Origin of the sequence: Kocuria sp. JC486 (genome assembly GCF_011602805.1) — a bacterium.
GTDB classification, from domain to species: domain Bacteria; phylum Actinomycetota; class Actinomycetes; order Actinomycetales; family Micrococcaceae; genus Kocuria; species Kocuria soli.
Genome location: NZ_JAAOZS010000026.1, coordinates 1 through 15,266, shown reverse-complemented (window position 1 = coordinate 15,266; position 15,266 = coordinate 1). Strand labels below are relative to the sequence as shown.

At 65.8% G+C, this 15,266-nt stretch carries 14 protein-coding genes and 1 riboswitch; of the genes, 7 read left to right on the top strand and 7 right to left on the bottom strand.

The window, feature by feature from the left end:
* Window positions 1-130 precede the first annotated feature (130 nt).
* Together GWK18_RS11440 and aqpZ are read left to right on the top strand one after the other, a co-directional pair.
* Window positions 131-688, top strand: coding sequence for a hypothetical protein (locus GWK18_RS11440; protein ID WP_123826547.1), 558 nt, complete (start codon window positions 131-133; stop codon window positions 686-688).
* A gap of 150 nt (window positions 689-838) precedes the next feature.
* Window positions 839-1,609: an aquaporin Z gene (aqpZ, locus tag GWK18_RS11435; protein WP_123826548.1), complete on the top strand. Its 771-nt coding sequence runs from the start codon at window positions 839-841 to the stop codon at window positions 1,607-1,609.
* 120 nt (window positions 1,610-1,729) lie between these two features.
* Here the strand turns inward: aqpZ and GWK18_RS11430 are convergent, their stop codons facing one another.
* The 6 genes from GWK18_RS11430 to GWK18_RS11405 form a co-directional block, all read right to left on the bottom strand.
* Window positions 1,730-2,353, bottom strand: a complete 624-nt coding sequence (locus GWK18_RS11430) for a LysE family translocator (protein ID WP_123826549.1) — start codon at window positions 2,351-2,353, stop codon at window positions 1,730-1,732.
* A gap of 197 nt (window positions 2,354-2,550) precedes the next feature.
* The gene (locus GWK18_RS11425; RefSeq protein WP_123826550.1) at window positions 2,551-3,354 is read right to left on the bottom strand and encodes an AraC family transcriptional regulator; all 804 of its coding nucleotides are present in this window, start codon (window positions 3,352-3,354) and stop codon (window positions 2,551-2,553) included.
* 42 nt (window positions 3,355-3,396) lie between these two features.
* Window positions 3,397-3,879 (bottom strand): glutathione peroxidase, encoded by a 483-nt coding sequence (locus tag GWK18_RS11420; protein WP_123826553.1) that lies wholly within the window; start codon window positions 3,877-3,879, stop codon window positions 3,397-3,399.
* Window positions 3,880-3,954: 75 nt separating this feature from the next.
* A complete protein-coding gene (locus GWK18_RS11415) occupies window positions 3,955-4,584 on the bottom strand; it encodes a lactate utilization protein C (protein ID WP_166835355.1) in 630 nt (209 codons plus the stop codon).
* Window positions 4,581-6,392 carry a LutB/LldF family L-lactate oxidation iron-sulfur protein gene (locus tag GWK18_RS11410; protein WP_166835353.1) on the bottom strand — a complete coding sequence of 604 codons (1,812 nt, stop codon included), beginning with the start codon at window positions 6,390-6,392 and terminating at the stop codon, window positions 4,581-4,583. Before GWK18_RS11410 ends, GWK18_RS11415 begins: the two co-directional genes overlap by 4 nt.
* Window positions 6,389-7,243 carry a (Fe-S)-binding protein gene (locus GWK18_RS11405; RefSeq protein WP_166835351.1) on the bottom strand — a complete coding sequence of 285 codons (855 nt, stop codon included), beginning with the start codon at window positions 7,241-7,243 and terminating at the stop codon, window positions 6,389-6,391. Before GWK18_RS11405 ends, GWK18_RS11410 begins: the two co-directional genes overlap by 4 nt.
* Window positions 7,244-7,392: 149 nt before the next feature.
* Between GWK18_RS11405 and GWK18_RS11400 the strand changes: the two genes are divergently transcribed.
* The 5 genes from GWK18_RS11400 to GWK18_RS11380 all read left to right on the top strand — a co-directional run bounded on the left by GWK18_RS11400 (window position 7,393) and on the right by GWK18_RS11380 (window position 14,032).
* Window positions 7,393-9,066, top strand: coding sequence for an L-lactate permease (locus GWK18_RS11400; RefSeq protein WP_166835349.1), 1,674 nt, complete (start codon window positions 7,393-7,395; stop codon window positions 9,064-9,066).
* Window positions 9,063-9,821, top strand: a complete 759-nt coding sequence (locus GWK18_RS11395; protein WP_166835347.1) for a GntR family transcriptional regulator — start codon at window positions 9,063-9,065, stop codon at window positions 9,819-9,821. Before GWK18_RS11400 ends, GWK18_RS11395 begins: the two co-directional genes overlap by 4 nt.
* A 326-nt stretch (window positions 9,822-10,147) precedes the next feature.
* Window positions 10,148-10,322, top strand: a riboswitch (cyclic di-AMP (ydaO/yuaA leader).
* Between the two features lie 2 nt (window positions 10,323-10,324).
* Window positions 10,325-11,122, top strand: coding sequence for a C40 family peptidase (locus tag GWK18_RS11390; protein WP_245193248.1), 798 nt, complete (start codon window positions 10,325-10,327; stop codon window positions 11,120-11,122).
* A 367-nt stretch (window positions 11,123-11,489) separates the two neighbouring features.
* Window positions 11,490-12,977, top strand: a complete 1,488-nt coding sequence (locus GWK18_RS11385; RefSeq protein WP_167739475.1) for a hemolysin family protein — start codon at window positions 11,490-11,492, stop codon at window positions 12,975-12,977.
* Window positions 12,974-14,032: a hemolysin family protein gene (locus GWK18_RS11380; RefSeq protein WP_166835345.1), complete on the top strand. Its 1,059-nt coding sequence runs from the start codon at window positions 12,974-12,976 to the stop codon at window positions 14,030-14,032. Before GWK18_RS11385 ends, GWK18_RS11380 begins: the two co-directional genes overlap by 4 nt.
* A gap of 60 nt (window positions 14,033-14,092) precedes the next feature.
* On the opposite strand, the gene GWK18_RS11375 is transcribed toward GWK18_RS11380, so the two are convergent.
* The gene (locus GWK18_RS11375) at window positions 14,093-15,001 is read right to left on the bottom strand and encodes a serine hydrolase (protein WP_166835343.1); all 909 of its coding nucleotides are present in this window, start codon (window positions 14,999-15,001) and stop codon (window positions 14,093-14,095) included.
* Between the last annotated feature and the right edge of the window lie 265 nt (window positions 15,002-15,266).

Sequence of the window (15,266 nt, the reverse complement as noted above, 5' to 3'; positions counted from 1 at the left end):
CCACGATCACCGCGTAACACCCGCGGACTTTCCCGCCCCTCTGGACCGCCATTGATGTGCGAATGTAAACTAGATGCAATCGCAAATCTGACGGTGGGTGAGGTGGATCGTGGCTCATGGAGGGGTGCGGGTGACGACCAAGTGGGTCGTCCGCCCGGAGGTCGTGACGCTGCTGGCCGCACTGCTGGGTTTCGCGGCTGTCTTCCTGGTGCTGCTGGCCCTGGTGTCCTCGGGAATCCTCGTGTGGTGGGTCGCCGCGTGTGCACTGGTCGCCCTGTTGGTCGGAGCGCTCGTGGTGTCGATGCTGCTCCTGACGCTCCGCGGGCCGAAGCACGTGCGCACCCGGATCTCCCACGACTGGGTGGTCCCTGAAGAGCGGGACGCCATGCAGATGCTCACGGGGTGGTTCGCGGCCCAGAATGCTCGGGTCGTGCGCCTTGACCAGCACAAGCTGTACGTCCGGGTCGGTCACCGCCTCCCGAGCACCGTGTTCACCCGGCCGGATCGTCTCCCGGCGGTCCTGACGATCACCGCGCACCCGCGCCCCGGGGCGGCCACAGTGATCAATGCGCGCAGCAGGGACGACCTGCGCTGGACGCCGTGGCACAGCCCTGAACTGGTCGCCGTGCTCAGGCGGCGTCAACGTGAGCTGCTGCAACGATGTGTTGCCATCACCACGTCCCGATGACCGGTGTGCTCCTTCACACCGCATGTATGGTCGGCAGTGAGCTATTGCGACCGGTGACGGATGGACTGACCGCGACCGGTCCGTGGCGGCCGGGTGCGACCTCCACCATTCGGCTCCTGAACGACAACCCCCAATCGTGAGGTAATCACCATGCCTGCTCATTCCATGCCGTCCCGGCTGCTCGCTGAAGCGCTGGGAACCCTGGTCCTGGTCCTGGGTGGCTGCGGCGCAGCTGTCCTTTCCGCATCTGTCATCGCCGGCGGTGCCATCAACATGGGCATCGGCTTCCTGGGCGTTGCTCTGGCCTTCGGCCTGACCGTCGTGGTCATGGCGTACGCAGTCGGCTGGGTCTCCGGCGGACATTTCAATCCGGCCGTCACGCTGGGCGCCGCCGTTGCTGGTCGCTTTGAGTGGAAAGCCGTCCTGCCGTACTGGGTTGCCCAGATCCTGGGTGGCTCGCTCGGCGCGATGATCCTCTACGTGATTGCCTCCGGTCAAGAGAGCTTCTCCGCCACGGCGGGTGGCTTTGCGACCAATGGCTACGGTGACCTGTCGCCCATGGGCTACACCCTGCTGTCCGTGTTCATCGCCGAAACCGTGCTGACCTGCATCTTCCTCTTCGTCATCCTGGGGGTGACGGATGACCGCGCCAACCTGGGCTTTGCCCCGCTGGCCATCGGCCTGTCGTTGACCTTGATCCACCTGGTCTCCATCCCCGTGTCCAACACGTCCGTCAACCCGGCGCGTTCGCTCGCCGTGGCCTGGTTCGTGCCGGATGCCTTGGGGCAGGTGTGGTTGTTCTTCGTGGCACCGTTGCTGGGCGCTGCCATCGCCGGGATCCTCTACCGGGCGTTCTTCCCGAACAAGACCGACGACGTCCTGGAGCGCGACGACGACGTCGACATCTACGCCTCCGCCTGATCGTCACCGGGCTCGCTGCCCGATTGCATCAGCACCAACGACGACGGCGCCCCACGGGGCGCCGTCGTTCTTTCGTTTCGTGACCAGGCCCGTGAGTTGAAGGCCGCTTCGGACCCACGCCTACAAGGCCGTCAGGCCCCGGATCACCATCGTCACTCCGAGCGCCACGAGAACCAGGCCGGCCGTGGCGCTGATCCACGGCAGCACCCTCTGCAACGCCCCCAGCGTGCGCGGCGCTCCCAATGCGAAGGCGAGCAGAAGGTCCCACGTGAGGACCACCGTGAACATCCACGTCCCGTAGAAGATCAGCGAGCCTGCTGGAGCGGGGGCAACGGCGGCGGCCAGGCTGACGTAGAACAGGGCATTCTTCGGATTGAGCAACCCGGAGGCGAAGCCGGTGCCCAGAAGTCGCCACCGCAGCTGCGGGTTCACAGCGCTCGACCGTTGTGCTTCGAGCGGTACGGTCGCCCGGGCATCCGCGCGGAAGAACTGGACGCCGACATAGGTCAGGAAGCCACCACCCACCAGTTCGAAGACGGAGAGCACCACCGGATTGGTGATGAATCCCAAGCCCGCGAAGGCGGCTGAGATGAACAGCGCGTTGGCCAGTGCAATACCCACGCACACCATCGCGGCAGGCACCCGGCCGTGTCTGAGCGACGTGCGGACGATCAGGAAGAAGTCCACTCCCGGGATGAGCAGAGCCAGGAAATGCGCCGCAGCAACCGCCACGAATTGCTCCACTGCTCCAACTCCGTTCCCCGCAAGCCGTTTCACACAAGCCGCTTCCCCGCGAGCTCTGACCCGGGTCGTACACCCGCCCCGGGAAACGCCGTCGAGGGCCACGATGGCCCGTGCCCATGACGCCTGTACCCATGACTGTGCCGGCTCGGGGAAACCTGGTCTTGTACGAAAGTGAGCGACCGACTGCCGCGGGAGATTCAGCTGCGGTAGCTGCCTGGGGAGGCGGCCACGTGGGCCCGGAAGAGCCGATGGAAATGGCTCTGATCGGTGAAGCCGAGGCCGTGGGCGGTGCCCGCCAGGTCGTGTCCCTCGGCGAGCATGCGGCGAGCGCGAATGATCTTCTGGTTCTGCCGCCAGGCCAGCGGTGTCAGCCCGGTCGCGGACTTGACCGATCGGATGAGCTGGTACCGGGTCATCCCCGCCAGCTGCGCCAACTCATCCAGCGAAGGATTGCGTTCGTCGTCCCGCAACCGCTCGAGAACCGACCCCAGACGCGTGGCCGACAAAAAGGTGGCGGGTTCGGGCTCGGCCCAGACGGGCTTCATGTTGCTGCACTCCTCCAGCGCTTTCCGGAGATGTGCGCCCACGCGTTCAGCGTCTTGCGGGTCCGCAGCAACCATCTTGGTGATGCGCGTGAACGCTTCGTGCAGTCGCGGGCTCCGGAAGACCCGGATGCCGCTGAACCAGGTCTCCACCGCTCGGCCCTGTTCGACCGAATCGATCTGGGAACGGGCCCAGGTCTGATCCATTTGCAGGAACTGGTAGTTCCAGGCCCCGTCATGGGGGTTGCACGCATGAACGTGACCCGCGGGAATGACGATGGTGTCGCCCGCGCGGAGGTCGACGACGGTGTCAAAGGCCCCCGTGAACCGCGTGCTTCCGCGGTCGATCACACCCAGGGCCGCCCGCTCGTGGAAGTGCGGACGGTAGCACCGCTGACTCTGCTCGGAGCGCCGCAGCTCGAAGTGCGGCGAACCGGTGCTGCGCGTGAATTCGTTCATGGGCGTGTGACGACGGCGCCCCGAGGGACGCCGTCGTCGTTCTCACTTCTCGAGCAGGTCCTCGATGTCCGCGGTGATCTCGGCGGGCTCGGTGGCCGGTTCGTACCGGGCCACCACCTGACCCGACTGGTCCACGAGGAACTTGGTGAAGTTCCACTCGATGTCCGCGCCGTTGGGCCCCTGCTTCTGGGTCTTGAGCCACTCCCACAGCGGATGTGTGTGCAACCCGTTGACGTCCACCTTCTTGTACAGCGGGAACTCGACTCCGAAGGACGTGCGGCAGAACTCCTGGATCTCCTGCTCCGCGCCGGGCTCCTGCCCACCGAACTGGTTGCAGGGGAAACCCAACACGGTGAACCCGCGGTCCTTGTACTGCTCGTAGAGCTTTTCCAGACCGTCGTACTGGGGGGTGAAACCACATTCACTCGCCGTGTTGACGATCAGGACGACCTGACCCGCCAGCCGTTCGAAGCCGTCCTGGGAGCCGGAAATCGTGTCCGCGGTGAAATCGTGAAGGTTGCTCATGAGTTCCTTTCGGATGCAATGAGTGGACGCCTACAGTCTGCCGTACGGTCTGCTGAACCGCAGGCGGGTTCTTGCTCAGCCGAGCAGGACGACGTCCAGCCTCCTGGGGCCGTGCACGCCCTCGACCCGCTCCAGTTCGATGTCCGAGGTCGCGGAGGGGCCCGAGATCATGGTGATGGGATCCGCGTGGTTGATGCGCTCGAAGGCTTCGGGGATCAGCTCGACCACCGTGTCCAGCGGCACCACGCACACGTGATGATCTGGAACCAGGCTCAGGGCCCGCCGTCCTTCGTCGGGGCGGCTGTTGAGGAAGATGGTCCCCGTCTCTGCGCAGGACACGGTGGATGCGGTGACCACGGCACCCAGCGCATCCAGTTCGCGGGCCGAGAGGACGGACCCTGAGTCGTTGACGTCTCGCACCCGCTCGATGCCTTCCGGCAGCCAGGTGTCCGGAACACCGTCCGGGACGACGGTCGATGCGTCGCCCAGCAACTCACGTAAACGCCCCGGCAGGGTTTCGGTGGTCTCCCGGTACACGTTTGCCTTGTAGTCGATCAGCCGGTCCTCGAGCATCTCGACCACGTCGTCGTGGTTCAGCGACGAGGTCCTGCGATAGTTTCGCGGGACCTCCGGTGCCGCCGGTTCATCGCGCAGTGCGTGCCCGATCCGGGCCAGGATGGTGGCCTTGGCGTCTGTCTGGCTCATGCCGGTTCCTCCCCGGTGCTGTTGACCTCACTGGATTTGGTGTCCTGCCCTTCGGGGTCGGGGCGTTGCGCGCGCAGGTGGTAGACCGCCTGTGCCTCGGCTCCCCACGCGGCATGTTCCTCGATGCCGGCCGCCAACGACGGCGTAGGGCCCGGTGCGCCGTCGGCCTGTGGCAGGTGGGTCTGCCCCAGATCGCGCTCCACGCGCTGCTCGGCGTTCGCACCGTTCTTCTGCCACCAGTTCCGGAAGGACTGCGACGGCGGCACGGGGATGTCGCGTTCCTGGGTCCAGCCGCCGACCATCCCGGGCAACCACTTGAGTCCGCCGAAGGGCTTGAGGGCACCGCGCCCCACGGGCAGGGCGCGCTCGGCCAGTCCCATCCTGGTGCCGGAGGACATCACGGTGCCGGCGGCCTTCATGAGCAGGTCCATCTCAGAGGGAACGCGCTTCTTCTTGAAGTCCGCCGGGTGCTCGGCGGGTTCCACCGGTGCGCCGGAGGCTTCCGCCTCAGCCGCCCGCGCTTCGAGGACGGTGGCCCGCTGGGCAGAGGCCTGATCGTCCCGCTGACCGTGTTTGGTCCGGATGTCCTCGTCGCGCAGGTGCACCAGGATCGACGGGATGTCGATCTTCACGGGGCAGACCTCGTAGCACCGGCCACACAGCGAGGACGCGTAGGGCAGCGAGTTGTTCTGTTCTGCTGCCACACCCGTGAGCTGAGGGGACAGGATGGCGCCGATGGGCCCCGGGTAGGTCGAGCCGTACGCGTGACCGCCTGCGTGTTCGTAGACGGGGCACACGTTCAGGCAGGCCGAGCACCGAATGCAGTGCAGGGCCGAGCGACCGTCGGGATCGCCGAGTACGGCCGAGCGGCCGTTGTCCAGCAGGATCACGTGGAACTCTTCCGGGCCGTCGTCCTCGGTGACCCCGGTCCACATGGAGGTGTACGGGTTCATGCGCTCGCCTGTGGAGGACCGTGGGAGCAGCTGGGTGAAGACTTCCAGGTCGGCGAAACGAGGCAGGAGTTTCTCGATGCCCATGACCGTGATCAGGGTCTTGGGCAGCGTCAGGCACATGCGTCCGTTGCCCTCGGATTCGACGACCGTGAGGGTTCCGGTTTCGGCGATGCCGAAGTTCGCACCGGAGATCGCAACCGTGGTGTCCAGGAACTTCTCCCGCAGATAGCTGCGGGCGGCCTCGGCCAGAACCGCGGGTTCGTTGGTCAGTTCCGCGCCGGCTCCGGGCATCCGGCGGGAAAAGATCTCCCGGATCTCGTCACGGTTCTTGTGAATCGCAGGCACCAGGATGTGGGAGGGCTTGTCCTCGCCCAACTGCACGATCAGTTCGGCCAGGTCCGTTTCATGGGCCGTGATGCCCTGGGCCTCCAGGTGCTCGTTCATCCCGATTTCCTGGGTGGCCATGGACTTGACCTTGATGACCTCATCTACGCCCTTGGCACGCACCAGATCGGTGATGATCCCATTGGCCTCAGCGGCGTCGCGCGCCCAGTGGACCACTCCGCCGCGCGCGGTGACGTTGGCCTCGAACTGCTCCAGCAGTTCCGGCAGTCGCGCCCCCACCTCCTTCTTGATGGCCGAGCCTGCGTCACGCAAGTCCTGCCAGTCGGGGAGCTCGCCCACCACTCGACCGCGCTTGGTCCGGATCGTGTGCGTCGCGTGGCCGATGTTGGCCCGCATCTGCTTGTTCTCGAGTTCTGAGCGGGCATGCTCGGGGAACGGCGTCTCCTCGTAGAGATTGCCGGACCCGTAAGCAACGCGAGTCCCGGGCATTCCCAGGTTGACGGAGCTCATCGGGGACCTCCTGAGGGTGCGACCGACGCGGAGTCGGCGGGCGCGACAGTGGCGTGGCCTTGGGGGATGGACAGCTCGGCGATCTGATCCAGTTCCAGCGGGTTGGCGCGGGTCGAGGCCAGGATCTCCGCGATGTGGATCGTGCGGACCTCGGATCCCCGGCGGCGCGCGGCCCCGCTGATGTGCAACTGGCAGGACGCGTCCCCACCCGCGCACAGGTTGGTGCCGGTGGATTCGATGTTCTTGAGCTTGGCCTCCACCATGGCGCCGGAGACATCGGGGTTCTTGAAGGAGAACGTCCCCCCGAAGCCACAGCACTCATGGGCGTCCGGCAGGTCCACGAGGTCCAGGCCTTCCACGCTCGAGAGCAGGGTGGTGGGTCGATCGCCGAGGCCCAGCAACCGCAGGCCGTGGCAGGACGGGTGGTAGGTGATGCGGTGGGGGAAGTAGGACCCCAACTGTTCTGCGGCGTTCGTGATGCCCAGGACGTCCACCAAGAGCTCCGAGAGCTCGTAGGTCTTGGCGGCCACCTCCTCGGCCCGCTCGGCCAGGGCGGTGTCGCCACACTTGCGGGCGACCATGGGCTGCTGGTGTCCCAGGGAGGCCACGCACGAACCCGAGGGGGCGACGGCGACGTCGTAGTCCGCGGAGGTGAACGCCTCGACGTGGTTACGCACCACCGGTAGGGCATCCTCGATGTACCCGCTGTTGACGTGCATCTGGGAGCAGCAACCCTGGCCGGGGGGAAACACGACCTCGTGGCCCAGCCGTTCGAGAATCCGAACCGTGGCCAAGGCGACCTTGGGATACATCGCGTCCACGATGCACGTGGCGAAAAGTGCGACCTTCATAGATCCTCCGCGATTTCTGTGACGCAGGTCATGTACAGTTTCACACGACCTCATGTGGTTCGACCATACTCGTCCGTGAGCCACATCGCACTCCGGGCTGACTCCTGGATCCCCACGCGGAATCAGTCCCTCAACTGCAGGAGTCATCAGTGAACACATACACCGCCCAAGTTGATGCGGTGGCCGGGAGCCTGGGTCTCTCGGCCCTCGTCGGCATCATCCCGTTGGCTGCCTTCTTCATCGCCCTGGTCGGGCTCAAGCGCAGCGCGTGGCTCTCCGGTCTGATCGCTTTGGCCACCGCGATCATCGTGGCGGTCCTGGCCTTCAAGATGCCGGTCGATCTCGCCCTGCTGTCGGCCAGCCAGGGTGCCGTCTTCGGCCTCTTCCCGATCGTGTGGATCGTCGTCATGGCGCTGTGGTTCTACCAGGTCACCGTCGCGGCCGGACGTTTCGAGGACATGCGGGCGATCTTCGATTCCATCGGTGGCGGTGACGTCCGCATCCAGGCCATCCTGATCGCCTTCTGCTTCGGTGGTCTGTTGGAAGCCCTCGCAGGTTTCGGTGCGCCGGTTGCCATCACCGCCACGATGATCCTGGCGATCGGGCTCAAGCCGCTCAAGACCGCCGTCGTCGTGCTCATCGCCAACACGGCGCCTGTCGCCTTCGGCGCCGTGGCCATCCCGATCACGACGGCGGGCAAGCTCACCGGTCTTGATCCTGCCCACATCGGTGCCGTGGTCGGGCATCAGGCGCCCCTGTTCGCGTTCGTCGTTCCGCTGTTCCTCCTGCTGCTGATCGACGGAGTGCGCGGTGTGAAGGACGCCTGGCCGGCGGCCGTCGCCATCGGCGCCTCCTTCGCCGTGGCCCAGTGGTGGACCGCCACCCACTTCTCCTACGAACTCACGGACGTCGTCGCCTCCCTGGTGGGCGTGGCCGGTGCCGTGATCCTGCTCCGGTTCTGGAAGCCCAAGGGCGCAGCCGAGGCCAAGCAGCGCCTGGGGATCGAAGAGATCGAGAACGTCAGCGAACTCACGCCGGTGCGCGTGTGGATGGCCATGGTTCCCTACGTCCTGGTCGTGTTCGTGTTCGGCGTGGCCAAGCTGTGGACCCTCGGGGTCAACGTGCCGAAGACGCTGGCCGCGACCGACCTCACGATCCCCTGGCCAGGGCTGGACGGGCGGTTGCTCAGTGCCGGCACGGGGGAACCGATCACCGGAACCGTGTACACCTTCACCTGGCTCTCCTCGCCCGGCACGCTGCTGCTGATCACCGGCCTGCTGGTCACGATCATCTACACGGTGTTCAACCACAACGGGAAGTTCCCCATGACCATCGGCAAGGGCCTGCGGGAAATCGGTGCGTGCATGTACAAGATGCGCTTCTCGGCGCTGACCATCATGTCCGTGCTGGCATTGGCCTACGTCATGAACTTCTCCGGTCAGACCCTGGCCATCGGCAGCTTCGTGGCGGGTCTGGGTGCGGCCTTCGCGTTCTTCTCCCCGGTCCTGGGGTGGGTCGGTACGGCCGTGACCGGATCCGACACCTCCGCCAACGCACTGTTCTCCAACCTGCAGCAGACCGCGGCAACGGGTGCGGGGTTGGATCCCAATCTGATGGTGGCGGCTAACACCACGGGCGGTGTTGTTGGCAAGATGATCTCTCCGCAATCCCTGGCCATCGCTGCAACCGCGGTGAGCATGCCCGGTCAGGAGTCGACCATCTTCAAGAAGGTGCTGCCTTGGTCCCTCGGCATGTTGATCGTGCTGTGCGCGCTGGTGTTCCTGCAGTCCAACGTGCTGGCCTGGATGCTGCCCCCGCAGTGACACCAGGGGCCGGGGGGCAGCCGGACTCCGGCACCGTCAAGGACGACGCGCCCGCGTACGCGGCCGTCCTCAGATGGGTCGAAGAGCGTTTGCGCAGCGGCGATCTCGCGGTCGGGCAGAAGCTGCCCGGCGAGCGTGCGTTGGCCGAGGAGTTCGGTATCTCGCGCGCCTCGGTGCGTGAAGCGGTGCGGGTCCTCGCGGCCATGGGCCTGGTCCGTTCGGGGACGGGCTCGGGGCCCAAGGCTGGTGCCGTCGTCGTCTCGGAACCCTCGGCGGCACTGTCCTGGGCGCTGCGCATGCACGTTGCCACCAAGGCGCTCCCCATGGCCGACGTGGTCGCCACGCGCGTCCTGCTGGAGACGCAGGCGGCACTGGCGACCGGGCTGGGCGTGGAGGAGGAGCAGAGGGGGAAGGTCCTAGTAGCGGCCCGGTCCTACTTGGAGGAGATGGACGATCCGAGCATCCCTGATGCGCGCTTCCATGACCTTGACGCGCGCTTCCACGTGGAGCTCACCACTTTGGGGGGCAACGTCGTCCTGACCACTGTCATGCAGTCCCTGCGTGATGCGGTGATCGGTTACGTGCAGCAATCCGTGGCCCACGTTCCCGACTGGATCGGGCTGCGCGCGCGATTGCAGCGTGAGCACTGTGGGATCCTCGAGGCGTTCGAGGCGCAGGACGGTGCCCGTGCTGCACGGCTGCTCCGGGGCCATATCGAGGGGTTTCATGCGACCGTCGTGGCCACGGAATCCTGAGCTTCCTGTCCCTTGGCGGGCACCAGCTGGTTGCCCGAGAGTGTCCGTATCTGTCCCGTCGTGACCAATTTGGCGACCACTCCGAACTTTTTTGTGATGTTTTGGAGATCACGTTCCGCCGAGTCTCGTTCGATCTTGGAACGCGCTGACCAGTGGAAATGTGGGACCGCCGGACCTAATCGGCATCGATATGCATGCAGTTTGGTCCCTGTCGGGCATCGATGGCGTTACTCGATCGTGACAATCCGTGATCTGTTCGTTATGGTTTTCGTCGTGCCGCTCGAACGGGCGACACCGCCGGACTGGATGCCGCATCCTGCCGCTGTCCGGTGAAGATCCCGAACACGGACATGGCAGGAGCGAGGGACCCACTTCTGTGGCCCGAACCTCATGGAGGTCGGACCTTGGGGTGAAGCCGAGGCGGTCCACCCACTGAGCCTCGGCCGGTTTACTCCGAACCGAACCCGACAGCTCACCCCGCAGGCACTCTGGAGGAAAAACCAATGCAGAACGTCAAGACTGTTGCTCGTCGCACCGGCCTCGGTATCGCAGTTGCCGGTGTCGCCGCTGCAGCCACCATTGCTCCCGCTTCGGCCATGCCCGAGCTGAGCTACACCGGCACGCAGCCGAACTCTTTCGACGGTGTGGACTACGCCGCCGTTGAGGCCAACGGCTGGTCCTTCTCCTGGACCCTCGACGCCAACGGCAACCCGACCTACAACTACGGCAACGGCGCCTCCTCGGCTCCGGCTGCTGCTTCCAACGCTGCTCCGGCCGCTCAGGCTTCGTCCTCCGACGCCGCTCCGGCTGCTGCTTCCAACGCTGCTCCGGTGGCCCAGGCTTCCTCCAACGAGGCTGCCCCGGCTTCCGCTTCCTACGAGGCCCCCGCCGCCCAGGCTTCCTCCTCGAACGAGGCCCCGGCTGCTCAGGCTTCCTCGGGTGTCTCCACCCAGTCCACTGGCTCCGGCTCGACCTCCGGCATCGCCGGCGCTGCTCAGGGCTACGTGGGCTCCGGCTACGTCTACGGCGGCACCACCCCCGGCGCCTGGGACTGCTCCGGCTTCACCCAGTACGTCTACGCTCAGCAGGGCATCGAGCTGCCCCGCACTGCTGCTGCTCAGGGTGCCGCAGGCACCCCGACCTCCAACCCGCAGCCGGGCGACCTGGTCATCCAGAACGGTGGCAGCCACGTCGGCATCTACCTGGGCAACGGTCAGATGATCTCCGCTCTGAACCCGAGCCAGGGTACCCAGGTCCACTCGGTCAACGCCATGAGCGTTGACAGCTACGTGACCTTCTGATTCGCGCAGCGATCACTGCGGTGATCACCCTTTCGGCGCGGTGACGCGCCTGACATCCGAGTCAGTCTTGGACGTCCTGCCCGAAGGCGGCGGACCACACGGTCCGCCGCCTTCGGCGTGTACGGGGTCGGGGGCCCAGTGGTGCGTTTGGGCTCACAGCGGACGTGGGGCCGAGCTATGGGGTCTGGATGTCCTGACCCTTTACACTTGACCTCATGCCTCACGACATATCCCGGACGACCCACGGCGCCCGCCGCGTGGCCACACCGGACGATGCGGAGTATCGAAGTTGCCCCTACGGCAACAGCTCCCGCTCTCATGATCTGCACATCACTGGCTGCCTGACGACGACGGCGGTGAACGCCCGTTGAGCACGATCGTTTCGGCACTGATCCTGCTGGTCGTTCTTCTTCTCCTGATCTTCGCCAACGCGTTGTTCGTCGCGGTCGAGTTCGCCTACCTCACGGTCAATCGGAACACCATCCGAGAGCGTGTGCAGTCGGGTGACGCTCTCGCGGGAGCCGTGGACAAGGCATTGTCCAAGACCTCCACGAACCTTTCCGGCGCCCAACTCGGTATCACCATCTCGAGTCTGGTCGCCGGTTACCTGACCGCACCCTCCCTGGGTGTCCTGCTGAGTGAAGGGCTCGGGGCCACGCATCTGCCTGCCGGTGTGGTCACCGCGATCGGCACCACCGGGGCCTTCGTCGTCGTCACGTTCGTCCAGATGGTCTTCGGTGAACTGGTCCCCAAGAACTGGGCCATAGCGGAACCGATCAAGGTTTCCCGTCTGGTGGTGCGTCCGCAGAATCTCTTCATGCTGCTCCTCGGGTGGCTGGTCCGCATCCTCAACTCCTCGGCCAACGGGATCCTGCGGCTGTTGGGCTTCGATCCGCAGGAGGAAGTCGCCAACGCGCGGACGGCAGAGGAACTCATCTCCGTGGTGTCCCGCTCGGGTGAAGAAGGAACACTGGACCCGGCCACCGCCGAACTGGTCGCACGTTCCATCGAATTCGGCGATCGCACCGCTGCCGACGTCATGATGCCCCGTCCCCGTGTGACCTTCGTGGAGGACGAATCCGTTCAGGACGTCCTGGACCTCACCGCGCGGACCGGGCATGCCCGGTACCCGGTCATGGGTGAGAGCGTGGACGACATCATCGGCATCGTGCACTTCAAGGACGCTCTGGGGGTGCCCATCGAGGAGCGGGTGAGCACGCCGGCGCACAAGATTGCCCGCGAGGCCACCGTGGTCTCCGAATCCATGACCCTGGACCCCCTCCTGCGTGAACTCCGCCAGCCGGGTCTGCAGATCGCGATCGTCGTCGACGAATACGGCGGAACCGCCGGGATCGTGACCCTGGAGGACCTCATCGAGGAGATCGTCGGCGAGATCGACGATGAACAGGACACCACGCTGGCCAAGTACCGGCGTCGGCGGGACGGATCGATCGTGGTCTCCGGCCTGCTGCGGCCGGACGAACTCGGAGAGATCGTCAAACTCGACCTGCCCGAGGGCGAGGAGACGGACACCCTGGGTGGCCTGATCGGCGAGATGCTGGACCGTCTGCCCGAAGTCGGAGATGAAGTGACCGTGGAGGGTACCGACCACGAGCACCGCGACGAGGACGATCTGCCCACCCAGGGCCGGTTGTCACTGCGAGTCGGGGCGATGGATCAGTACCGTGTTGAGCGGGTGATCGTGAACCGCCTGCCGCAGGAGGACGACGACCAGGAAGCGGGCGAACCACCCGTGCAGTACGAGACCGTTGAGGACCCGACCGGAAGCGGGCCCAGCGAGGACGGGCAGGGTCCTGAATTGGACACCGCGCTGCGACCGGGGGAGAGCCGATGAGCGACGCACTTGCTGTTCTGGTCCTCGTTCTCCTGTTGCTGGGCAACGCCTTCTTCGTGGGGGCCGAATTCGCCATGGTCTCGGCCCGCCGCGACCAGCTCGAACCCAGGGCCGCCGATGGCTCGGGAGCCGCCCGATCCGCACTCAAGGGCATTGAGGACGTCTCCACGTCCCTCGCCGCCACACAGCTGGGGATCACGGCCTGTTCGCTCTTGATCGGGTCGGTGGGTGAGCCTGCGATCGCTCACCTGATCGAGCCCTTGTTCGAAATGGTGGGAGTGCCCGAGTTCCTGATCCACCCGATCGCGCTGGTCATCGCACTGTTGGTGGTCACCTTCCTGCACATGGTGATCGGTGAGATGGTTCCCAAGAACATCGCCATTGCCCAGCCGGCCGCCTCGGCGTTGGCCCTGGGTCCCGTCCTGCGGTTCTTCGTCGTCGTCCTGCGGCCCGTGATCTGGTTGATGAACGAGACGGCGAACCTCGTGGTGCGTTACGGCTTTCGCGCAACGCCCAAGGATGAAGTGGCCTCGGCCTACACATCGGACGAGGTCGCCGGTTTCGTCGCCGAATCCGGACGGGTCGGGCTTCTGGACTCCGATGAAATCCACCTGCTGACGGGTGCCCTGAACTTCGAGCGACTGACGGCTGCCGACGTCGCTATTCCGTTCGAGCAGATGCGCACGGTGGCCCATGACGCCACCAACGCCCACCTCGAACGGCTCACCGCAGAAACCGGGTACTCCAGGTTCCCGGTGGTCGGGCCAGGTGGTGAATTGCAGGGTTACATCCACACGAAGGACGTGCTCGGTCTGGCCGCGGAGCAGCGGGACCTGCCCTTCGATCGGTCGATCCTCCACCAGCTCGGCACGGTCCCCGAAGAGGCCAAGCTGCAGAGCGTCATGCGCCGTATGCAGGTCAACAACGCCCACCTGGCGCTGGTGGAAGGCTCGGCCGAGACGCAGGGACAGCGCGCGATCGTTGCGCTCGAGGACGTGCTCGAGGAACTCGTGGGAGAGGTCCGTGACGCCACGGACATGCCGCGTCCACGCTGATCTAACCGGTTGAACTGCGACCCCCGAGCTGATTCCACGGCTCGGGGGTCCGTTCATCGGTCACGCCTTGTCGGCCACCAGCAGTGTGAGATCGTCCAGCAGCGTGAACCCGCAGGGTGAATTGGGAGCTCCGTGCGTGGTGAACACGATCTCGTACGGGGTCCCGTCGACGCGGGCCTGGCCGATCGTAGAGACCGACCACTGGCCGTCGTCGTCGGCAAGCCACCCGTTCTTGGCCGTGACCCCCTCCACCACGGAACCCTCCGGTACGACGGCGGGGTTCGCCAGAACCCCCAGGCCGAAGCCCTGGGAGTAGCTCGGGTAGCCAGGCGTCGGTGACATGAGCGAACGCAGCAGGGCGGCGTCCTCCGCGCCCAGCCAGTCGGGCGGGTCGGCCAGCGCGTCGACAACCTTCAACTGGTCCGAAGCCGTGGTGGACTCCGCTCCCCACCCGAGTTCGGGCACGGTGTCCTCGGTGCCCAGGAGGTCATAGGTGTCGGCCAGGGCATCTGTGGCAGCAGCGTCGTCTGGCCCGAGGCGACCGAAGAGAACCGCAGTGGACTCGTTGCCGCTTTTGGAGATCGAATCCGCCAACAGGGCACGGTCGCCCGCCGGCAGCTCCTGGCCGGCGGCATCCTGCTGGCGCAGGAAGCTCATGGCCACCACCACCTTGGACAGGCTCGCCGCGCTGGCACTGCGCTGGTCGTTGACCAGAACGGTCTCCCCGGTGTCCCGGTTCCGGACGGCGACTCCGACTTCGATGCCCAGGTCGGCCCGGGCACCCTCCACCGCCTTGTCGAGCGTGGCCTGCATGTCGTCCTCCGGTTGGGCGGCCAGCCACGGGGCGGATACGTCCGAGTCGGCGGTGGCCTGTTCGACGTCGGCGTCCGCCGCTGAGGTCTCCAGCAGACAAGCGGAGGGAATCATCCGGTACTCGACCCCGGTCTCCTCGGCCTGTTCCGTGGTCATTGACGACGGATACGGAGCATCGGAAGGAGGTTCCTCCGCCGAGCCGCATCCGGTCACCAACACGGCGCACACCGCCAGTAATGATCGCCTGGTCCCACGTTGCCGCACGTCACCACCCCACCCCCCATCAGTTCACTTTGCAAGTGGGAATGCAAGGGTGACTCGGCGTGTTACAGGCAGTGACGCCGACTAGGTGTTGCGGGTCAGGACGTTGTTTACATGCAACGGAGGCTCGGGTGGGTGTTACCTGTGGCGACAGGTCGGC